Source organism: Kordiimonas sp. SCSIO 12603 (genome assembly GCF_024398035.1).
Taxonomy (GTDB): domain Bacteria; phylum Pseudomonadota; class Alphaproteobacteria; order Sphingomonadales; family Kordiimonadaceae; genus Kordiimonas.
Genome location: NZ_CP073748.1, coordinates 3,806,573 through 3,828,694, shown reverse-complemented (window position 1 = coordinate 3,828,694; position 22,122 = coordinate 3,806,573). Strand labels below are relative to the sequence as shown.

General features: G+C 44.6%; 19 protein-coding genes and 1 tRNA gene. 15 read left to right on the top strand and 5 right to left on the bottom strand.

From position 1 onward, the window contains the following. Positions 1-29: 29 nt before the first annotated feature. The 6 genes from KFE96_RS18065 to KFE96_RS18040 all read left to right on the top strand — a co-directional run bounded on the left by KFE96_RS18065 (position 30) and on the right by KFE96_RS18040 (position 6,393). Entirely contained in the window at positions 30-551 is a 522-nt protein-coding gene (locus KFE96_RS18065) for a hypothetical protein (protein WP_255833935.1), read from the top strand. 74 nt (positions 552-625) lie between these two features. Beyond that, positions 626-1,390 carry a metallophosphoesterase gene (locus KFE96_RS18060; protein ID WP_255833934.1) on the top strand — a complete coding sequence of 255 codons (765 nt, stop codon included), beginning with the start codon at positions 626-628 and terminating at the stop codon, positions 1,388-1,390. Positions 1,391-1,562: 172 nt separating this feature from the next. After that, on the top strand, positions 1,563-2,840 hold the full coding sequence (locus tag KFE96_RS18055; protein WP_255833933.1) for an outer membrane beta-barrel protein: 1,278 nt from the start codon (positions 1,563-1,565) through the stop codon (positions 2,838-2,840). 61 nt (positions 2,841-2,901) lie between these two features. Then, the gene (locus tag KFE96_RS18050) at positions 2,902-3,441 is read left to right on the top strand and encodes a polysaccharide biosynthesis/export family protein (RefSeq protein ID WP_255833931.1); all 540 of its coding nucleotides are present in this window, start codon (positions 2,902-2,904) and stop codon (positions 3,439-3,441) included. 17 nt (positions 3,442-3,458) lie between these two features. Continuing rightward, positions 3,459-5,735 (top strand): polysaccharide biosynthesis tyrosine autokinase, encoded by a 2,277-nt coding sequence (locus KFE96_RS18045; protein WP_255833929.1) that lies wholly within the window; start codon positions 3,459-3,461, stop codon positions 5,733-5,735. Positions 5,736-5,748: 13 nt separating this feature from the next. Next, a complete protein-coding gene (locus tag KFE96_RS18040) occupies positions 5,749-6,393 on the top strand; it encodes a hypothetical protein (RefSeq protein ID WP_255833928.1) in 645 nt (214 codons plus the stop codon). A 45-nt stretch (positions 6,394-6,438) separates the two neighbouring features. On the opposite strand, the gene KFE96_RS18035 is transcribed toward KFE96_RS18040, so the two are convergent. Then, positions 6,439-6,528: transfer RNA gene (locus tag KFE96_RS18035), tRNA-Ser, on the bottom strand. Between the two features lie 588 nt (positions 6,529-7,116). Between KFE96_RS18035 and KFE96_RS18030 the strand changes: the two genes are divergently transcribed. Continuing rightward, positions 7,117-7,509 carry an energy transducer TonB gene (locus KFE96_RS18030; RefSeq protein WP_255833926.1) on the top strand — a complete coding sequence of 131 codons (393 nt, stop codon included), beginning with the start codon at positions 7,117-7,119 and terminating at the stop codon, positions 7,507-7,509. A gap of 321 nt (positions 7,510-7,830) precedes the next feature. Here KFE96_RS18030 and KFE96_RS18025 read toward each other — a convergent pair whose 3' ends face one another. Beyond that, complete coding sequence (locus KFE96_RS18025; protein ID WP_255833924.1) at positions 7,831-10,116, bottom strand: methyl-accepting chemotaxis protein; 2,286 nt, start codon at positions 10,114-10,116, stop codon at positions 7,831-7,833. 334 nt (positions 10,117-10,450) lie between these two features. On the opposite strand from KFE96_RS18025, the gene KFE96_RS18020 reads away from it, so the two are divergent. The 5 genes from KFE96_RS18020 (at position 10,451) to KFE96_RS18000 (ending at position 17,354) form a co-directional block, all read left to right on the top strand. After that, positions 10,451-11,626 (top strand): NAD(P)/FAD-dependent oxidoreductase, encoded by a 1,176-nt coding sequence (locus tag KFE96_RS18020; RefSeq protein WP_255833922.1) that lies wholly within the window; start codon positions 10,451-10,453, stop codon positions 11,624-11,626. A gap of 783 nt (positions 11,627-12,409) precedes the next feature. Continuing rightward, complete coding sequence (locus KFE96_RS18015; RefSeq protein ID WP_255833920.1) at positions 12,410-13,606, top strand: alginate export family protein; 1,197 nt, start codon at positions 12,410-12,412, stop codon at positions 13,604-13,606. A gap of 60 nt (positions 13,607-13,666) precedes the next feature. Next, positions 13,667-14,575 (top strand): hypothetical protein, encoded by a 909-nt coding sequence (locus KFE96_RS18010; RefSeq protein ID WP_255833919.1) that lies wholly within the window; start codon positions 13,667-13,669, stop codon positions 14,573-14,575. Positions 14,576-14,592: 17 nt separating this feature from the next. Continuing rightward, positions 14,593-16,536 (top strand): methyl-accepting chemotaxis protein, encoded by a 1,944-nt coding sequence (locus KFE96_RS18005; protein WP_255833918.1) that lies wholly within the window; start codon positions 14,593-14,595, stop codon positions 16,534-16,536. Positions 16,537-16,595: 59 nt separating this feature from the next. Continuing rightward, positions 16,596-17,354: an SDR family NAD(P)-dependent oxidoreductase gene (locus KFE96_RS18000; protein WP_255833917.1), complete on the top strand. Its 759-nt coding sequence runs from the start codon at positions 16,596-16,598 to the stop codon at positions 17,352-17,354. Here KFE96_RS18000 and KFE96_RS17995 read toward each other — a convergent pair whose 3' ends face one another. Then, positions 17,355-17,696: a PilZ domain-containing protein gene (locus KFE96_RS17995; RefSeq protein ID WP_255833916.1), complete on the bottom strand. Its 342-nt coding sequence runs from the start codon at positions 17,694-17,696 to the stop codon at positions 17,355-17,357. A gap of 139 nt (positions 17,697-17,835) precedes the next feature. Between KFE96_RS17995 and KFE96_RS17990 the strand changes: the two genes are divergently transcribed. From KFE96_RS17990 to cysK, 3 genes are all read left to right on the top strand, one after another. After that, positions 17,836-18,600, top strand: coding sequence for a 1-acyl-sn-glycerol-3-phosphate acyltransferase (locus KFE96_RS17990; RefSeq protein WP_255833915.1), 765 nt, complete (start codon positions 17,836-17,838; stop codon positions 18,598-18,600). 154 nt (positions 18,601-18,754) lie between these two features. Then, positions 18,755-19,624: a serine O-acetyltransferase EpsC gene (gene epsC / locus KFE96_RS17985; protein WP_247017689.1), complete on the top strand. Its 870-nt coding sequence runs from the start codon at positions 18,755-18,757 to the stop codon at positions 19,622-19,624. 26 nt (positions 19,625-19,650) lie between these two features. Next, on the top strand, positions 19,651-20,568 hold the full coding sequence (gene cysK, locus KFE96_RS17980; protein WP_255833914.1) for a cysteine synthase A: 918 nt from the start codon (positions 19,651-19,653) through the stop codon (positions 20,566-20,568). Positions 20,569-20,605: 37 nt separating this feature from the next. Here the strand turns inward: cysK and KFE96_RS17975 are convergent, their stop codons facing one another. Further along, on the bottom strand, positions 20,606-20,959 hold the full coding sequence (locus tag KFE96_RS17975) for a hypothetical protein (RefSeq protein ID WP_255833913.1): 354 nt from the start codon (positions 20,957-20,959) through the stop codon (positions 20,606-20,608). 76 nt (positions 20,960-21,035) lie between these two features. After that, positions 21,036-22,109 carry an AI-2E family transporter gene (locus KFE96_RS17970; RefSeq protein ID WP_247017683.1) on the bottom strand — a complete coding sequence of 358 codons (1,074 nt, stop codon included), beginning with the start codon at positions 22,107-22,109 and terminating at the stop codon, positions 21,036-21,038. Positions 22,110-22,122 lie beyond the last annotated feature (13 nt).

The window sequence follows — 22,122 nt, the reverse complement described above, 5'->3', positions numbered from 1 at the left end:
GCAAAATTCGTATGAAACGGAGCATTATTATGCGTAAGGCAGTGATTGCAGCGGTATTAACAATGGGGCTTGCTGCGCCTGTGATTTCAACGGCTTCTGAGGCTGTTCAGCCGCCAGCACCTGCGCTGAGCCAAAACGAACAAGCCTCTATTCAGGCTGCAATTAATGCGGTTCTGAATAACCCGAACCTGACAGCGGCACAAATTCAAGCGCAGATCGCAGCGATTGTTGCGAGCTCATCTAATCCGGGTGCTGCTGCTTCACTTGTAACAGTTTCTGTTTCTAATGCATCAAGTACTGTTCAAGCTGCTGTTGGTGCGGGTCTTGCGCAAGCGGCGACTACGCTTCAAACAACAAATCCAGGTGCTGCTGCTTCTGTTCAGACAGCGGTTGCCTCTGCTCCAGCGACAGTTCGTAGCTCTTATACTACGAACGTTGGCCGTACTGGTACAACACCAACAACGCCGCTTACTGTTGTGATTCCAACAATTCCGACAATTCGCACTATTACGATTGAGCCTTCACAGTCTCAGACTGGTAGCGGCACCTAATACAGTAGTTTACATGGTTTCTGGAAAAGGCGAGGATATCCTCGCCTTTTTTGTTTGTGAGTTTGGTGGATTAGATGGGTTTGTTTTCGAATATCTTTGGTAAAAAGCATGTGGACGAAGAAGTGTTTCGGGTGCCGGATGGTGAGCTGGTTTATGCGGTTGGTGATATTCACGGTCGAGCAGACCTGCTCGAAAAACTGCTCAAAAAAATCTTCGCTGATATCGAAGCTCAGGCAATAAACTCTAAAGTATCCCTTGTTTTTCTCGGTGACTATATTGACCGTGGGTTTCATTCAAAAGAAGTGATTGATATCCTGGTGCGGTTGCAGCGGGAAATGGAAAATGTGGTTTGTCTTGCGGGGAACCACGAAGATATGCTCCTTCAATTTCTTGATGATCCGCTTAGTGCTGATATTTGGTTGCAGGTTGGCGGTGTGGCTGCGCTTGCCAGTTATGGGGTTTATCTCCCCGATGCGCCTGAAACGAATGATTTAGTGAATGCTAGTAACCAGCTTGGTGATGTTATGCCTCGGGGGCATGTAGAATTTCTTCGTGATTTGAAAGAACACTACCGCATTGGTGACTATTATTTCGTGCATGCCGGCGTGCGTCCGGGGGTGGTGCTTGATGCTCAGTTGCGAGAAGATAAGCTTTCAATCAGGCAAGAATTTACAGAAGCGCGGTGTCAGTACGGTGTGAAGATTGTGCATGGACATTCAGTTGTACGTTCTGCGGAAAATCTGCCTAATAGAATTGCAATTGATACTGGTGCTTTCGCAACTGGTATGTTAACAGCGGGCGTGTTCAGCAAAGATGAAGTGAGATTTTTGGCGACTTAATCTTAGGCGAATGTGTTTTGCTAGCAACAGCGGCTATTTTTTTGATATCCATAGACTATTTGTGTTTATTGTAGTATGCCTTTGCTAGATTTTATGTCATTTTAGCATTTATGTGATTCTGTTTTAGAAGATTTGATGGCTTCGGCTGTCCTAACCAATTGGGGTTAATGAAATGAAAACTACGGTTTTGAAACTTGCGGCGACTGCTCTTCTCGGTAGCACCGCTATCGCAACAACAGCTTTTGCTCAGCAAAGTGATGAGCAGGTACAGTCTGTTTTTGAACGTTATCGTCCGGATTATCAATCTCTGGGTATTCGTACTGGCAGCTTTATTTTCTCCCCAAGCATTGGCGCAGAAGGTAAATTCAACAGCAATATTTTTGCTCAAGATAATGATAGTGTTGACACTACCGATGATTTCATCGCCGTAATTAAACCTTCTCTTTCTTTGGTTTCGGATTGGAACCGTGGTTTCTTTAGCCTTACTGCGGATGCTGATATTGCTCGCTATGCTGATAACAGTACGGAAGACTTTGAAGATATCCGTTTAAATGCGCAGAGCCGTATTGATATTACACGCGGTTCTAATATTACGTTCAATGTTGGGTATTCAGACCTTCACGAAGACCGTGGTGCGCCAGATTCTAATGGTCAGCAAGATCGTCCGACAACATTCTCTATTTTCTCTGCGGATGTAGGTTATACGCGTGATGAAGGCCTTGTTTCCTTTGCTGTTACCGGTAGCTACCAGAACTTTGATTTTGACGATACTGGCCTTGTTGGTGGTGGTATATTCAATAACGATGATCGTGATCGTGACAGATCAGAAGGTACTGTCCGTTTTGGCTATGATCTGAATGAAGACTATGAAGCCTTCGTGAAATTGTCTGTCCTTGATGTTAGCTATGATGATAGCCGTGAAGATGGTGGACCGCTTCGTGATTCAGACGGTTGGTCTGTTGTTGGTGGTGCTGCCTTTAACCTTGGCGGCAAGTCTGAAGGTGAGTTTTACGTTGGTTATCAGAAGCGTGATTTTGACTCGGCATCCCTGACAGATTCCTCTGAAGCTATTTTTGGTGCATCTGTGCTGTGGGCTGCCACTGGTTTGACATCTGTGAAGCTTGGTGTAAACCGCGATGTGAATGAGACAACTATTGGTCAGAATGCTAGTTTTGCTTCTGGTACGCTTGATACAGCGTTTACTCTTCGTGCTGAACATGAGTTGCAGCGTAATGTGTTATTAGGCGCTGATCTATCATACACAAGACAAGATTATATAGGTATCAGCCGTGAAGATGATGTTTATCTTGTAGGCGCTGAAGCAAAATATCTTATGAACCGTCTATTCTCTATGAAAGCATCTTATAATTTTGAAAAACGTAGCACAAATGCTGCTCAACAAGATTATGATCGCCATGTATTTATGGTTGGTGTAACTGCTGCATGGTAGTCAAACCGCAAACGACATGTTAAGTTGAATTGAGTATATTAACATTGGAACGTTTGCAGCTATGATTAGACAAGTTATTGTATCAATGCTGACAGCGATCGTATTTTCGGTCGCTGTTTTTGCACAAGAAGATACCCCTTCATTGCGCTATCAATTAGGATCGGGCGATGAAATCAAAATAACTGTGTATGGAGAGGAAGATCTGTCGGGTGAATTTGAGATCGATGGATCAGGTAGTGTTTCTATGCCGCTTATTGGCTCAGTTGCGGTAGGTGGAAAAAACTTAAAAACAGCAGAAAAACTTATAACTGATTTATTGGCGGATGGATATTTAATCTCTCCGCGTGTCAGCATTGAAGTGCTTAATTATAGGCCATTCTATATTTTGGGCGAAGTTGATAAGCCTGGAAGCTATCCTTATGTGAATGACATGACTGTTTTGAATGCGGTCGCGTTGGCTTCTGGTTTTACATACCGTGCAAATAAAAAGAAATTTGAGATTACTCGTAAGGTTGGTGGTAGAGAAGAGAAAATAACCGTTGATATCACTGCTCAAGTTTTACCTGGCGATATTATCCGTATTGCTGAACGATTCTTTTAAATATTTGGATATAGTTCATGTATGATAACAACCTGAAACAGGGTGTCACTCCGGAATATCAGTCATCTGCGCAATTACAGCCAGATGAAGATATGATTGATATTCGTGCACTACTTATGACGTTGTGGCGTAGGAAATGGGTGATTGTTAACACCGCTGCTTTCATGTTGGCCATCGCTTTAATTATTTTGGTTCAGTTAACACCTAAGTATACAGCTAGTAGTCTTCTTGCCATTGAATCCCGGCAAAGTAGCGTTGTGGATTTGGAAGCCGTAATGTCTGGCGTAGGGACAGATGTTGCTGCTATTAAGACGGAAATAGATGTTCTTAAATCACGCCGACTGGCGGGCAAGTTAGTTGATAAGCTAAATTTAACTAAAGATAGTGAATTCAATAAAAACTTGCAGCCTGCTGGCGGATTGCTGTCACTTCTTAATCCTTTGAATTATTTGCCTGAAAGTTGGTCGAACGCAATTCTAGGGAGAAGTGAGGATAACCGTACCGCTGAAGAGGTTGCTGCCGCTACACGTACAGATGTCATCGATGCAGTTCTGAAGAAGCTATCGGTTAGCAACTCAAGATTATCATATAGTATTACCTTATCTTTTGAATCTGAAAGCCCAAAGAAAGCTGCTCTACTTACCAATACATTGGCTGACCTATATTTAGATGATCAGTTGGAAGTGAAGTTCGAAGCTACACAAAGAGCCAACGAATGGCTAAATTCAAGAGTTTTTGACCTGAGGCAAAATGTTCGGGAATCTGAACGTAAAGTTCAAAGCTTTAAAGAAAGTAATCATCTTGTTCAAACAGGTGCAGCTGGTCTTGTGAATGAACAACAGTTGGCACAAATTAACAGTCAATTGATCGAAGCAAAAACAGATTTGGCTCGAGCAGAAGCAAGGCAAGAACAAATCCGGCAGACCATCGCTAGTGGTCAGGATGTTTCAACAAGTGGGTTAGCAGAAGTTATTCAGTCTAACTTGATTAGCCGACTGCGCGAACAGGAAGCTGAGGTTTTAAGGCGTCGTGCGGAGTTGGGTACCCGGTATGGCCCTAAGCATCCTCGCATGAAAAATGTTGAGGCAGAGGTTTTAGATATTAATCAAAAGATTGAAGCTGAAACTCAAAAAATCATTAACAGCATTAGTAATGAAGCCGAGATTGCAGCTATCAGAGTAGAAACGTTAGAAAAGAACCTTGGCGAGCTTTCTACTCAGAGTATCCAGGTGAACCGTGCACAGGTTCAGTTGCGGGAACTTGAGCGAGAAGCTGAGGCGAACAGGGTTCTTTTAGAAACGTTTTTGACACGTTTTAAGGAGACATCGAGCCAGGATGGGCTTCAACAAGCTGATGCTCGTATTATATCAGTTGCAGATGTCCCGACAGAAAAGTCATTTCCTAAAACTATGTTAATTCTTGGATTGGCTGGGTTTGCTGGAGTTGGGTTAGGAATTGGCGCAGCTTTCTTGCTTGAAGCTTTGGATAACGGATACCGTAATTTTGATATTTTAAAACAGGATATTGGTATTAAAGGTTTGGGAATGGTCCCTCTTCTTAATAAGGGTAATCTGAAACTTCAGCGCCCAGAGGAGTACTTATTATCTAAGCCAACAAGTTCTTTCGCTGAAGCGCACCGTAACATTCATGCCTCCCTTATGTTTAGTGGTGGTGCCTCGGGCGTCACTCCAAGGGTTCTGGGGATTACTTCATCTATTCCAGGAGAAGGTAAGTCCACGGTAGCGTTATGTTTTGCTCATATCCTTGGGAAATCAGGCTTAAAGGTGCTGGTGGTTGAAGCGGATATGCGCCGTCCGGTTCTAAAACGTCGAATTGAGATTCCAGAGCAATATATCAGTTTGAATGAGGTGTTTGTTCAAAATGATGAAGGGACCGCGAAAAAAGATATCTTTGAAGATCCAAATTCAGGAGTGCATATCCTATATGCTAACAAGGAGGACGATCCTCAAAGTTTATTTGCCTCGAAATCTTTTGAGCTTTTCCTTCGTGAGGCAAGAGAGCAGTATGATATGGTTATTGTAGATACGCCACCAGTAATGGCTGTGTCTGACGTGATTGTAGCTTCTAAATATCTGGATGCGATATCGTTTGTTATTCAGTGGGAAAAAACTGAAAAAGGTATTGTTAAATCGGCATATAAACAGCTTCAGCAGCTAAATGTGCCAGTGGCTGGTGCCATCCTCACGCAGGTGAATGTAAAACGTCACCAGGGGTATGGGTATGGAGACCAAGGATATTATTATGGTACCAAGAGTGGATATTACACCAATTGATTTGGCGGTGTAAATGCGCAGAAACAGCCTAAAAAAAAATATTTTTGGTGTTTTGTTAATCGGCTCCGCATTTGCCTTAGCTAGTTATTCATTTCCATACTTTATGGCTCACGTCTGGATGGCTGTTGGCAACGATATTTATTATCGGTTATCTAGTGAAGATATTACAGCTAAAGAATTAGAAGTATTCATAGAAAGTCGAGAGAAGGCGATAGAATGGGCAAATTTGGAGAAGGCAAAAACAGATCTTACGATATTGCCCCTTGTATCTGATGCGCATCGGTTTCAAGCTTTTTCTTCAGCCGAGACACTTAAAGCATTTTTAGAAGAAAACCCACACGATGGCTTTCTATGGCTTCGATTGAGTGAACTGCAAGAACGAACTGCGGCACCTGTATCAGATATTTTGCACTCATGGCGCCAATCATACAAATATATACCTTACGAACCAAATATCACTTATCAAAGGTTTTACAGGGGGCTACGATTTAAAGAGTTTTTGATGCCAGAAGATAAACTGTTGATTCAGAGTGAACTTGAAGGTGCTTTTAGACATTATCAATATGGTTTACGGCTAAAAGTTCAACAATATAAGCTTCAAGAAGTAATAGATGAATTTATTGTCGATGAAAGAATGAGACAGATTTTGCTCAGGTGACGAACGAAAGCATCGAAAGTTTTTACTTTTCAAAAGTAAAAGAAATGGCGGAGTCGAAGGGATTCGAACCCTTGAGGGCGTTGCCACCCAACACGCTTTCCAGGCGTGCGCCTTAAACCGCTCGGCCACGACTCCGCAAAGAAATGCTGTTAGAAAAAACAATTATTTGGGATGTACCCACAAAGTGTTTCAAGCATTTGTACTTAGCGCCGCGCACTATAGACATCTCATACGTTAAGGCAAGCGGTAAATTATGAAGCAGGTATTTTCTCCCGAAACTGCTGTGAAAAAGAGAATCATATGAAGCTAGTTGAAATAAATCGCAGATTTAATATTCACCTCCCCTTAGGTTTTTTGAAGAACCATTATGAATGAAGCCCTCTATTTAGAATAGAAGATAAATGGCATGCTGTTGCATAAATATTGATACGGGGAAACATCTAATGGTAGTTAGTTATCTTCATATTTTACTTATTGGTGCGTAGATAAAAGCCTTATACGATCTATAACTGATCAAGTGATTTGACCATATGGTCAAGATAAAGAGGATTCTATATTTATTTTAGAGAAAAAGTATTCATGCGAGCGTCTATTTTATTTAAACATTCGTAAAAACATAACTAAAATTGTTAAGTTAACTTCATCTTAACCACGCGCGGTGTCTTTATATTAACCAAAGGCACCATATAATGCGGGTGTAAGGGTACTGAAATGGAGGATTTGATGCCTAAGGGTATTGTAAAACAGAGTCTAGGTAAGGTTGCTAAACTATCGGCAGCTACACTTATTGCAGCGAGTTTCGTAATTGCTGCACCAGTTCAAGCGGATGAGCGCTCTGATTGGACCAAAGCAATTGCTAAGAAAGTGGCAAAAAGCCACGTTTATCCACGTTCCGCAATTCAGCGTGAAATTGAAGGCCGAGCAAAAGTACGAATCACTATTGATCGCTCAGGCGAAATCACTAACTATGAAGTCGTAGAACCAACCGGTAAAAACGTTCTAGATAAAGTGATTCCTCGCATGGTTAAGAAAATGAGCCCTCTGCCAACACCTCCTGGTAGCGTTGGAGATAACGATCTTACGTTTATTCTTCCGATTACTTGGCGTCTGCAATAATTTAAAACTATTAACTGCAGCCTCCATATTCCTGATTAGGGACGGCACAGAAGAGTTTCAAAAGCATCAGCCTATTTAGGCTGGTGCTTTTTTATTGCCTGAGGCTGTGTTCATTAGCCCAATTTATATCTGACGTGCGTTGTTGGCAGCGTTTGTAGGCCTTTGAGACCAGAGCACTGGCCAAGGGCTCATTTGTTTATCTTATCTAGTAAGGTACAGCACTAAGTATAACTGGGGGGCGTTATCTGCAGGGATGTAGCATAAAAAAAGCCCCGCCGTATGAGGCAGGGCTTCTAATTTATTTGTTCAGATTACCAAGCTCTATGCCCGAATAGTTTTCAGGAAGTTTTCTACCTGACCGCGGAGGTCTGTAGACTGCTGTGTAAGCTGCTGTGCGGCACCAAGTACCTGTGTAGCAGCAGCACCTGTAGATGTAGCACCCTCATTCACCGCATGGATGTTGGAGGTTACTTCCTCTGTACCGCTGGATACTTCAGAAACGTTACGAGCAATTTCCTGTGTTGATGCGTCCTGCTCTTCAACAGCAGAGGCAATGGATACAGAAGTTGATTCAATATCACCGATAATGCTCTTGATCTCATCCATAGCACGCACAGCGGTATTTGTGGCCTGCTGCATGCTGCCAACCTGCTCGCTGATTTCTTGCGTTGCATTAGCTGTTTGGTTCGCAAGTGATTTCACCTCAGATGCCACTACTGCGAAACCTTTACCTGCGTCACCTGCACGAGCAGCCTCAATAGTTGCGTTGAGGGCAAGAAGGTTTGTTTGCTCGGCAATATCGTTGATAAGTTTTACAACGTCACCAATCTTTTGCGCAGCGTCTACCAGCTCGGAAATATCCTTACCGGCATTCTCTGTCCGGTTCACTGCATCACGTGCAGCAGCGCTAGACTGTGTCGTCTGACCCGTGATCTCACGTACAGAGGCAGATAGTTCCTCTGCTGCACTAGCCACCATCTGAGCATTGCTGCTGGCCATCTGTGCAGCATTTGCCACCACATTAGATTTCTGTGAAGTATCTTCTGCAGTAGAAGCCATGCCGCCAGCTGCTGTTTCCATTTCTGATGCAGAACCAGAAACGCTTTCCACAACGGCCATTACAGATTCTTCAAACTGATCAGCTAGTTTCAGCATTTCGTTACGACGTTCAATACGAGCCTGTTCAGCTTGTTGTTCGTCACGGATACGGCGCTCTTCATCTTCGCGGCGTTTCATTTCCGCTTCTTGTTCTTTACGCTGACGCTCTTGCTCTTCCTGCTCACGTTGGCGCGCTTCCATTTCACGGCGTTCCAGAGCGTTATCTTTGAAGACTTGAACAGAATTAGCCATGGAGCCCATTTCGTCATGCTGTTCAGTAAACGGGATATCAATATCCAGATTACCTTGTGCCAATACATCCATTGTATCGGATAGCGCATTAATTGGGCGAATAACGCGGAAGTTCACAATATAGAATGCGCCGCCGCCGATAAGAACGACTAGGATCATAAGAAGGATGGATGTCCATACGCTGCTGGATGCATCGTCTACACCTTTTTCATTTAGTGCTCTAGCAAGTGTATCAGCATAGCTGTTCATTTGCATCACAGGTGCTTTGGCGGTGTTAGCTTGTTCAACCCACTCTTCAGGCGAGATTTCATAGTCTACGAAGATATCACCGTTTTCATCTTCTTCAGCAAAGTCAGAAACATCATAAAGTTCAAAGCGTGTGTTCTCGAACTCATCAAAGAAAACGGTTTGAATATCTTCAAGCATTTTGTTGAGCTGGCCTGCGTTGCTGCTTTGGTCAGCAATCGTCATTGAGTTGGTGAGGCCTTGCACACTACTCCAGGCAGCCTGACCCTGACCATTGTAGCTGGCGCCTTGCGATTTACGGATGTCTGAAATCTGTGTGCCGCCGGAGATGTTTTCACCAAGGGATGCTGCTTCACGCGTCGCATATTCAACCATCAACCAAAGCTGATGCTTCAATTTCATCACTCGGGAAATTGTATCATTTCCAAAATCATAATTTTCTTCGAGGTAAGAACGCAGTGTCGCTGCTGCCATGATGAGGTCAGTCATTGGCCCAATTGCTTTACGGCCACTTAGTTCTTTTTCAGAGGACTCTATATCGCTTTCAATTGTTTCCAGCGTATCTTCATAAGCAGTGTATGCATTCTGGAATTCTGTTTTCGCTGATGCAAATTTGGAATTGATAGACTTGTAGAATTCTGGGTTCTTTTCTTCACCCGCGAAAGGAGGGAGATTATCAAGAGCACCAGCGATTTCTTCATAAGCGCCAAGAATAGCGTTATCGTTAATGGTCACTTTGGTGATAAGGCCATCGCTTGCAGCGCCTGCGACCCCATACGCAGTATATGTAGCGGTACGTTTATCACCGAGAGCCATTTTGAGTGAAACGATATTGTCAATCACTTCATTCAATTGCATAGCTTGTTTCGCTTGTGTTTCTTTTTCAAGCGCATCATTCATGTTGGAAATGGTTAGTCCCAGCACAAATAAGGCAAGAACACTGGTTACTGCGAATAGCAAATTACGGATGCTAAAAATATTGGACTGAGATGTACTATCAAGCGCGGCCATTGTTGAAACTGCCCCTCGTTTACCTAAAATTGAGCCCTGAAAGCTCCTCGAACATCTAATTCATCTACGATTGCGGTTAAAGAAACATAAACACATCGTAAAGAATCTGAATTTTCCTGTGGTTTTTTGCCCAACTCCCCATTGAGCACCCCCTAAAACCGAAAACCATACTAAAGCGGTAAATGAACATAGCAACAGCTAGTTGAGTAACAGGGGAAATTTCCTTCGGATTCGGATGGGTGTTTAACGGTGGTGTAAGAGCTTGTGAAAGGGGGATAAATTCAATAAAAGTGCAACGCAGAATAATCTGTTTCTTTATAAAATTGGAATTTCCATGTCTGAGTATGATGTCATCATTATTGGTGCAGGTGCCGCGGGGCTAATGTGTGCGTTAACGGCGGCTGGGCGTGGGAAGAAAGTATTACTGCTTGAGCATAGCAAGAAAGCTGGCGCAAAAATTCTTATCTCTGGTGGCGGGCGCTGCAACTTCACCAATATGGATGTAGTGCCATCCGCGTATTTGAGCCAAAATCCGCATTTTGCAAAATCGGCTCTCAGCCGTTATACCCACTGGGATTTTATTGAGCTTATTTCCAAACATGGCGCTACTTGGCACGAGAAAACACTAGGGCAGTTGTTTTGTGACCAAGGCGCAGGCAAGATTTTAGATATTCTTCTCACGGAATGTATGACTTCTGGCGTAACATTGAAAACTGGTGTGAAGGTGGATGCCGTAAGCTATGGCCCAGATAAATATTGGCTGAAAACGTCTGACGGGGCTTTGGTCGCCGAAAAGCTTGTGGTTGCTACTGGTGGTGTTTCAATCCCAAAGATGGGTGCTACCGGTTTTGCTTATGAGATTGCAGAGCAATTTGGTTTACCAGTTGTAGAGCCAGAACCAGCTCTTGTACCTCTGGTGTTTGCGCCAGAAACGGTTGCTGCTATGAAAAGCTTAGCGGGGGTATCTGCTGATTGTGTTGTAAGCTGTGGTAAAACCGAGTTTCGTGAAAACCTGCTATTTACGCATCGCGGACTTTCCGGGCCAGCTATCCTGCAGATTTCTTCTTATTGGTCTTTAGGGCAAGATATTAAGGTAAACTTGTTACCGAACATTCCTGACGCCTTTGATTGGCTTCGAGAGCAAAAAGCAGAGCGCCCCAAATCTACTGTGAAAGCTATTTTGAATGAGGTTCTGGCAGAGCGCCTCGCGGATGCAATCGCGCTATCGTGGCCCGGTAACCTTGCTGATCTTCCAAATGTAGCTCTCAAGGAGATTGCAAAACGTTTGTCCGCTTGGCGGTTAACTCCAACAGGATCTGAAGGGTTTAAGAAAGCTGAGGTAACGCGAGGTGGTGTTAGTACTCAAGCTTTAAGCTCCAAAACCTTGGAAGCGAATAATCAGCCTGGATTATATTTCATAGGTGAATGTGTAGATGTCACTGGTTGGCTTGGAGGATATAATTTTCAGTGGGCTTGGGCCAGCGGTCATGCGTGTGCTCAGCATTTGTAAAAGTACCTTCCAAAAGAGGTGGTGTCTTTAGCAAGCCTTTCTGTGCCTGAAATGACCTCGTTAAACCCTAGCGAAGGATGATTGAAGCATACATGAATGGTATGAGGAGACAGTGTATAATAATCGCGCCCTATTAGCTTTGTTGCTAATGGTGGATACACACTGGGATTATAGTCCCCCCCCTTTTTTTATGCATTGTTGGCTTTAACTAATCACGCTTCGCTTTTGATGCTGAGGAATATGGTAAACAAATTATTAAACCATACCGTGAATTTCGATGCATTTATCGTACAATACAAATGTGACTAAAATAGTGTGATTTTACTATGACTTTGGTTGTATATGGAATTTGTTCCCTTTTTGATTCTTAAAAGTAGGTTTTGACGACAGTATTTTTGCGTAATTTTACCTTTGAAATAAATTCAATAAGCCCATCACGTTTTTGTGAACTCAAGGATTTGTGTTTTGTCACGGTCAATTTTGCACCTTATGAGCGCGATCAGGAAATTTAGGGGTAGAAGATAGCTAAGCTTACGAAAGCTAAGCATCTTAGAGGGCTTTTCCTTTATAATATTGGGGATATATCTAGCATGGGTTGTATGAATTGTCCGGCGCTGTCATTCTCGATTTTTGAAGGCCAAGGAACGCCTTTAATAAAACTTTAAGTTATTTCCGAAATACACGAAGAGAACAAAAAATTTTGATTTCAGAAAATCTGAAAAAAACTCAGGGCGAAAAATGGTAAACTTGAATTTATCTAAAATTAGCGTAGCAGCGTTATGTGTGGCAGCAGGGGTAGTAGCACCACAAGCTTCAGCAAGAGATGGTATTATAGACTTTCTAAAAGAGGGTGAACTAGATCTTTCTTTAAGGCATAGAGTGGAAATCGTTGATCAGGATGCTTTTGATCGCACAGCATCCGCTTCAACGCTTCAAACACTTGTTGGTTACAAATCTGCCAAGCTTGCTAATTTCCATGTGTATGGCCAATTCCGTTATGTAACGAACCTGGGTACGAGTAACTTCAATAACACAATTAATGGCAGGACAGACTTACCTGTTGTAGCAGACCCAGAAGCAGCTGAGATTGATCAGGGATATATCGCCTATACAGGTATTCCCGGTACTCTCATTACGGTTGGCCGCCGTAAGCTTGCTTGGGGTAACAAGCGTTTTGTCAGTAAGCTTGTTTGGCGTCAGAACCACCGCTCTTTTGACGGTGTGACACTTGAAACTAAATTGTCTGATAGACTGGATTTCAAATATTCTTACGCTTTCAACGTGAACCGCGCATTCACTAATGATTCCCCAGTTGGGAATTTTGATGCCAACATTCATATGGCAAATTTAGATATTGATCTGGGTACAATTGGTAAAACAACAGTATACGGTTATTCGCTGGATATGAATGATGCGTTTGCGCTGCCGCTTTCTACGCAGACATTTGGTGCGAATTTTACTGGTAAGCAGGCAATTAGCCAGAATGTAAAGATCGGCTATACGCTTGAAGGTGCTACACAAAAGGATATCAAAGATAATCCATTTGATGTGAGTGTTGAATATTACCGTATTGAACCAAGCCTTCAGGTTGGCGCTTTTCAGTTCCGCGCAGGTCTTGAAGTGTTAGGTGGCGACGGTACCCGTGGTTTCCAGACACCGCTTGCTCTGTTGCATGCTTTCAACGGATGGGCAGATCAGTTCGTAGTAACACCGGCAAATGGTCTGGAAGATTATTATGCCGAGGCAAAGTACCGTTTCAATAATACGGATACATTCTTTGACGGTATGAATGTAACTGTCGCGTATCATGATTTTTCTTCTGATATTAACGGCCAGCATTATGGTGATGAGTTTAATGCTGCAATCAGTAAGAAACTATTTGGTAAAGTAACGGCTCTAGCGAAAATTGCGGTTTATAACGCCGACGAATTCTCGACAGACACGACCAAATTCTGGTTCCAGCTTTCAGCAAGCTTCTAAATAAATAAACTTTCCTAAAGGGAAGTCTTTTCGCGTGAGCGGGGTTAAATGGTGAAAAGAATGCGTACCTTATTTGTTTCTATCTTCGCAGCTGGGCTGATGATTTTCAGCCCAGTAGTGAAAGCACAAAGTGCAAAACCAGCGGATGTTCTTTTAGTCGTTGATACGGTTAAGGAAGAATTGAAGCTTTTGTTTAAAGCGAGCCTAACGACGGCACCTTCGCTTAAGCGTCTTGAGTTAAATCCGAAACGGCCAAGGCATGTTTATCAGAAAGCCAGAGAGGTTTTTTTGAAGGTGCAAGTATTGCGTCGTTTGAATGGCTTAGACGAAATGCGGTTGCCTGAAGCTCCGACAAGTGAAGTAACACCGGCGAATGTAAGAGATCTTGTCTACGCATCTCGCGATGGTCTTAAGGAGCTTTACCCACTTTACTGGATTGCTGAAGCCAGCGTCGAAGTTTCCAAGAAAAATAATGCATCGCCAACAGATGTATATCAGGGGCTGCAGGGCGTTTCGCAGTTGGTAGATGCACTTGGTATTCCACCTGTTGTACCAAATGATGTGTTTCGTATTGCTCAAGTGATTGAGCAGGATATGGGTAAGCTATATGCGGCGCGCATGGGGCAGGCATATAGTGGTAGCTTACCTGAACCAGCCAGCGGTAAATCTCCAAAGGATGTGTATGAAGCAGAGATGGCGTTCCTCGCAGATTTGAAAGCATTCACTGAGAGTGCTGAAAATGCTGCGATCCCTGCCGGAATTTCTATCCCACCACAATTTGAAGGCCGTATTACACCGGGCCGAGTGCTGGAAATCGCAAACTCTGTTCTTGCAGAAATAGGTTCTTTGAAAGTGTTGGCGGGTGCTGACATGCGTCAGGAATTGCCAGAGCCTCCAGCAGGAAGAACGCCTTCCAATGTTTATGACCGTATTGTAACTGCACACCAGTTACTGCGGGCACTGAAGTAGAGAGTGGGGGATAGAACGTGGATAATATAAAAAGTCTTTTCACAGGATTGGGCGGTAAGTTACTGCTTCTTGTACTTGTACCAATGCTGCTGATGGGCATTATTGCTCTCGTATCCAACAGTGGGATGCAATCAAGCCAGCAGGAAGCCAGCGCAACTCTGATGCAAAATCAGCAAAGTCTGAATGAGGCCGCTGCAGAAGTGGCTGAAATCAACAGTCTTGTCCGTACATCGCTTACGCTGGTTAACAAGATGATCTCTGGTCACCAGACATCAATGTTGCTTCAAAATGCTGGAGCCGCATCGCAAACAGCGCAGGCCGTGGGTAACAGTAACGATGCTCTTGAAACGCTTGAAGATGCCGCCAAAGCACTTTCAGAGAAGTTACAGACGCTTGGGCTTATCAGCCTGACTGTTGCTGAAGCGACTACGGCATCAGATAATCCAGATCTTTTAAGCCAGGATGCACGCCTCAACTTCTTCAATGCACTTCGTTTATCTACAAATACGCTACAAGCCTTTCATTTGCTTGAAGAATCTAATGGCCGAACCCTTACTTTTATTGAAGCACAAAACTTTGATGCGGCACGTAATAACTTCCGCTTTGAAGAAGTAAGCCGAATTAACACCTTTAATAAGCTTGCCTCAAACCTGCAGGCAGCACTTGATACTTTGGGTACTGACTTGCAGCGTTATGCAGCAGCTAAGCAGACTGCGCTTCTCGAAGATCAGGCTGCCACCTCATCTGAGGTAGCAACAACAGCAAACTTGGTGTTGGTTGCAGCACTGGTGATTGTAGCCATTGCAACGAACCTTTTCTCGCAGCGTCTTCTTGTGAAGCCACTAAAGGATCAGGTATCTGCCATGACGGCTCTTTCAGGAGGAGATATGGATGTATCTATTCCTGAGCCCAGAGGTGATGAGCTTGGTGATATTTCCAGAGCGCTTCATACTTTCAGAGATAATTTGATTGAACGTGAGCGACTGCGCGAGGAACAGCAAAAAGCAGAAGAGCTTGAGCGTGAACGTCAGCGTGAGCAGGAAGAACTTGACCGGGCGCGCCAGGAAGAAGAACGTGCGGCCGAGCGCGCTAAGGCAGAACAGGAAGCTGAGAAAGCAAGCAGGCTTGATGCGATCATTCAAACGTTCCGTGAGCATATCGAGGAAGCTGTTCAAAATCTTTCCCAATCATCTGATAATATGTCAGGCGCTGCTTCTGAGATGGTAGGTATTGTTGAAGATACAGACCAGAAAGTTAATGGTGTTCAGCAAGCGTCAGGTGCTATGCAAGAAAATGTAACCACTATTGCTTCTGCTCTGGAGCAGTACTCCACATCCATTTCAGAAGTGAACCAACAGGTGCAATCTGCAAATGGTATCTCTGCAAATGCAGTAACAGCATCTGATAGTGGTAGTCAGGCGATCCAGCAACTTGCTTCGTCGTCTCAGGAAATCGAAAATGTAGTGAAACTGATCAGCGATATTGCTGAGCAGACCAACCTTCTCGCGCTTAACGCTACGATTGAGGCTGCAAGAGCGGGCGAGGCTGGTAAAGGTTTTGCTGTTGTTGCATCAGAAGTGAAATCTCTTGCGAACCAGACGGCAAGTGCGACTGAAGAAATCACAAACCAGATCAAGGGAATGCAGTCTGTTACAGAGAAGGCTGTGAGCTCTATTGAAACAATTGGTCATACGGTTGGTGAACTAAATCATGTGATGATCAGTATATCCTCTGCGGTAGAAGAGCAGCAGGCCACTACCTCTGAAATTAACCGCAGTGTGCAATACGCATCCGACAGTACGCAGCAGGTAAATAACGATATTGCTGTTGTTGCGGAAAGCGCAAAACGTACAGGTCAAGCGTCATCTACCGTACTGGAAGCTTCTCAGAAGGTGGATATGCTTTCAGGTAATATTAAAACCGAGGTGGATAGCTTTATTGGCGATGTACGCGCCCTGTAAGGCTCTTTGGTAATAACAATATAAAGCCAGCTTCTCTTTTTTGGGGAGCTGGCTTTTCTATGCTCATGTTTTTGCGTCATCCGTTTCTTCAGCGTTTGCGTATATCTTTTATGGAAGCCCTCGCAAGTATACCCAAGGATGGACAGGCTATCATTATTGGTAGTTCGGGCGCCATTGGTGCTGCCCTTGCAGTTGTTGTCCGTAAAACAGGCTTCCCGCTTGTTCACTGTTTTAATAGAAGTAGTGGTTTTGATTTAACTTCTGAAGTTTCTATCAAAAGAGCTGCTGAACAGGTGAAAGACTGTGATCTTCCTGTTCGGTTTCTGTTTGTAGCGGCTGGTTTTCTTCATGATGATGACCAGATGCCAGAGAAATCCATGCGCGAGATAACACCCCAGTATTTAGAGAAGGCGTTTAAGCTTAACGCCATTGGTCCCGCGCTGGTGTTGAAGTGCTTTACACCGCTCTTAGCAAAAAGAGAAAAAGCTGTCGTTGCAGCTCTTTCAGCTAAAGTAGGGAGCATTGGGGATAATCAGCTTGGTGGGTGGTATGGTTATAGGGCTTCGAAAGCAGCGTTAAACCAGCTTATAAAAACCAGCGCTATCGAGCTTAAGCGAAGGAATTCAGATACATTATGTGTGGCGCTGCATCCCGGGACTGTAGCGAGCAGATTATCAAAGCCTTTTCAAAAGGCTGGGCTGGATGTGCGCTTGCCTTCAGTGGCAGCGGAAGAGCTTGCTGCAGTTGTGGATGCATTGGATGGGGTGAATGCGTCAGGTGGATTTTACGATTATAAAGGTAATCAACTACCTTGGTAGCTAATTGGCCAGAGGGTCACCAGCAACGCCGCTCGGCTGTTTGGAGATATCACTACCTGCGCCTTCAGTAAATTTCTTCAGGACAAGATCAGGCCCAGCGAGAATCATAAGGCCAAGCTGGTCAGAGCCTTTCCATTTGATTTCCACAGCGAATTCACCCAATCCTTCAATCTCCAGAAGCAGGCGTTCACCCATATCAAATTCTGCATCGCAGGATATTAGAGTACCTGCATGGGAAACATCTCTTACATCACACGGGAAACTGCGGTCATCATCAGTCGTTATGGTGCCAGTCCAAAGTACTGGTAGACGAGAGTCCTGCCGTTTTTCCGAAGATGCCATTTGGTTATCCTTACAACATAAAATTTAGCTCAATTGATAAACTAGCTGATTTTTTTCTTGAGTTAAACCCGCTTAAGGTGGCAAGTGGCTTATTCATGCCGGATTATTATCCGGTAACACTTTTCGGGAGCTTCGAAACATGCCGGTTATCAATGCTATTCGGTCAATCTTGTTTAACGTTATCTTTTATCTGTTTGGATTGATCTTTTTGTCTTTGGTGGCGATGCCTACTTTACTGTTTAAAACGGAAAAGCAGATGCGTTGGGCTGTTGGGGCCTTTTGTCGTAGTTCCTTGTTTATTGCGCGTTGGGTGATGGGTATTAAAGCCGAATATCGTGGCTTGGAAAATCTGCCTACGGAATGTGGTTTTATTCTGGCTGCCGCGCATCAGAGCAATATGGACCCGATTATGACATACCCTGTGCGTGGGGATGTAACAGCGCTTGCGAAAAAAGAGCTGTTTGCCATGCCGCTTGTGGGGCCAGCGCTCAGGAAAATTAATATTGTACGTATCGACAGGCAATCGCATAACGCACATAAAGATATGAAGCGCGTGGGTGAGCAAGTGCAGGCACAGGAACGGCCTCTTATTGTTTATCCGCAGGCAACACGTGTGCCTATTGGCCAGAATAAGCGCTTGAAAAGCGGGGCTTTTCATTTGCATGAAGACACAAGTTTGCCTGTAGTGACAGTAGCGACAAATACAGGCTTGTTCTGGGGTAAGGGCTTTTGGCACCGTTCTGGTACAGCTGTATTTGAAGTGCATCCCGCGTTCCCAAATGGGCTTCCAAAAGATGAATTTATGAGCCGCCTGCAAAAAGAAGTGGTAGAGCGCAGTCACGAATTGATTGCTGAGGCAGGTTATAGCCATCTGTTGCCCAAGGATGATGACACAAAAAGTTAAGGTTCTTCAGGCTATTATTCTGTGTTAGAAGTTTATTCTAATCGAGCAAAACCTTTTATCGCGAGAAAGTGAAGAATTTCTAGTGTGATAAGGGGTTGTAGATGGGGGCTCAACGCATAAACTGTATGGCACAGGATTTCGGAGACCCGCGCGTATGACAGATATTTCAGATACACCAGCTGATCTTGCATCTATTGCAGAGAGACTGCGTGAACATCATGAAAAATATCAGGATATGTCTGGTCTTTCCCTTGGAAAGATAGGCAATCTTCTTAACAAGACCATGGCAGTTATGTTCCCGCAGTATGCTCTGGCGGAAGATGATGGTTTGTCGCTTGAAGCACGTCTTGGCGTACTGGAAGGCGCGTTTTACCGTATTGTAGATCAGTTATGCCGGGGGAAGGATGTTGGGTGCGCTCGTCTTCTTGTGCAGCGCTTCCTTGCTGACCTGCCGGGTATTGCGGATGATTGCCACCGAGACGCCAAGGCTCTTGTAGAAGGTGATCCAGCCGCGCAATCGGTTGAAGAAGTAATTCTGAGTTATCCAGGATTTTTTGCAGTGGTAGCTTACCGTATTGCGCATAAGCTTTATCGGCGTGATGTACCGTTGCTGCCGCGTATGTTAACAGAGTATGCTCACCACCAGACTGGTATTGATATTCACCCGGGTGCTCAGATTGGTAAATCATTCTTTATTGATCACGGCACAGGTGTGGTGGTTGGTGAAACAGCGGTCATTGGTGATAACGTAAAAATCTATCAAGGTGTAACGCTTGGTGCATTGCGGGTAGACCGCGATCAGCGCTTGAAAAAACGCCATCCGACTATTGAAGATAATGTAGTTATCTACGCCGGTGCCACTATCCTTGGCGGCGAAACCATTGTTGGCCAGAACTCTGTTATTGGCGGTAACGTATGGATTACACGCTCGGTACCTGCGTGGTCACGGGTAATGTTTAAACCTGCGGACAATGATGAAATAGTATCCATTCGCGCTCGCCAGCAGGCGAGTGGCGCTTCATAATTTAAGAACTGCGAGAGACAGACACTATGAAAGTATCCAATATTCTTGAAACAATTGGAGGCACACCACATGTGCGCCTTGCAAACCTTTTTCCAAACCATGAAGTTTGGTTGAAGCTTGAGCGCGCAAACCCAGGTGCTTCTATTAAAGACCGGATTGCACTTTCAATGGTGGAAAACGCTGAAGCAGATGGTTCCTTGCAAGAAGGTGGTGTAATTATCGAACCTACCTCAGGTAACACAGGCATTGGCCTTGCGATGGTTGCTGCGGTGAAGGGATACCGTCTTATTCTGGTTATGCCAGAAAGCATGTCTATTGAGCGCCGCCGCGTGATGTTGGCGTATGGTGCTGAATTTGTACTGACGCCGAAAGAGCTTGGCATGAAGGGCGCTGTGGCAAAAGCGATTGAACTGGTTGAGCAAACTGAAGGGGCATGGATGCCTCAGCAGTTCCAGAACCCGGCAAACACAAAAGTACACCGTGAAACCACAGCTAAGGAAATTCTCGCAGATTTCCCTGAAGGCCTTGACTATATGATCACTGGCGTTGGCACTGGTGGTCATATCACTGGCTGTGCAGAAGTACTGAAAGATGTATGGTCTGATTTTAAAGTGGTGGCGGTTGAGCCAACACTATCACCTGTACTATCGGGTGGTGATCCGGGCCCGCATCCTATTCAGGGCATTGGAGCGGGCTTTATCCCTGATGTAATGAACACAGAGCTGCTTGATGATGTTGCCCAGGTTGAGCCGGCAGACGCTAAGGAAATGGCTCTCAGAGCCGCTAAAGAGGAGGGTATCCTGATTGGCCTTTCTTCTGGCGCAACGCTTGCGGCTATTGCAGCGAAAGTCAAAGAGCTACCTGAGGGTACTCGTGTTCTTGGATTCTGTTACGATTCTGGCGAGCGATACTTCTCTGTTCCGGAGTTTTTTCCAGAACAGTAGAGTTTTGTAAAAGAGGGAATTAATGGAAGGCGGAGAGTTACTCTTCGCCTTCTTCCACATCAGAGGATGTACCACCCGTTTCAAGACGTACGATCAGTGCAATCATATCCCCCCGGATTGCCAGTTCTTTATAAGAACCACGAGGAAGTGGAATACCTTGATCAATACAGTGATTTAGCACTGCACTGCCAACTTCTTTGCTGGTAAATTCCATGGGTTCGCCGCTGTCTGCCTGATGAATGCGTACGAACACTTCACCTTCTGCATCAAGTGATGATTCTATATCTGTTACCGAAATATCTTCGGAAACACCTCTGCCTTCTAGAAGTGGTCTCAGTGCTAGAAATAGTTCATCATTCGAAAAGATGATGCTACGGGATTCAAGTATCATAAACCTTTGTGCCCCAAACTTCGGTTGCCTACCCTCTATTTACACAGATAAATATGCGTTTGAAAAGCTAATAAAATTAACTTGTTAGCAATCTATCATTTTCGGCGCTGCGTTCACGCCATGCTCTGATGATGGCGTTTGCAACTGTCGCTAGCGGGATGGCAAAGAAAACGCCCCATAGACCCCACAGGCCACCAAACACCAAGATCGCGATAATAATAGCATTTGGATGAAGTTTTACCACTTCTGAAAACAGAAGTGGCGCAAGTAGATTGCCGTCAAGCGCCTGAAGCACCAAATATGCTCCTACAGCTACCAGCATCTCGCTCCCCATTCCCCATTGGAAGTAGGCCACGAGAGCTACAGGGAAAGTGACTGTAGCAGCACCAAAATATGGAATTAGAACGCTAAGACCAGTTGCGACCGCAAGCAGTGTTGCATAGCGAAGCCCAATCACCTGATAGGTAACAAAGGCAGCTACGGCCACAATGAGAATTTCATATACTTTACCACGGGCATAATCACCTGCACGCTCGGTAATTTCGCGCCACACCTGTTCAAGTAGAGGCTTGTCAGTTGGTAAAAAACCGCCAAACCAGTTCAAGATCGCATCCTTATCCTTGAGGAAGAAGAACACCATCACGGGTACAAGTACTGCATAAACAACAAAAGCAACCGCGCCTGTTAGGCCCGAAACAGAATACTGCAGAATGCGAGGGCCTAAATTGGCAATTTCATTGCCGATGTTGGAAAATAGTCCCTGCACCTGTTCTTCTGAAATCATATCAGGGAATCGCTCCTGCAGCTGCATCAAAGCAGTTTGGAGGCTTGCGGCCATTGCAGGGCTATCCTGAATAAAAGCACCAATCTGATTAATCAGGGGAGGAACCACTGCCAAAAGTGTGATGATAGAGACAAAGAGAAAGCTCAGGTAAACAAACACGAGCGCAGGCATACTGCCCATGCCTTTTCGCTTCAGCCATTCAATTGGCCCGTCCAGAAGAAAGGCAACCACAACTGCTGCAATAGCTGGTGCAAGCATACTTGCGAAAAAAGTCGCAGCCAGTGCGGTGAGAATGAGAACAATTACCAGAAGCACAACCTGTGTGTCAGAAAAGGTTTTTCTGAACCATTGGCTTACCATGTTCATTGGTTGTGTCTCC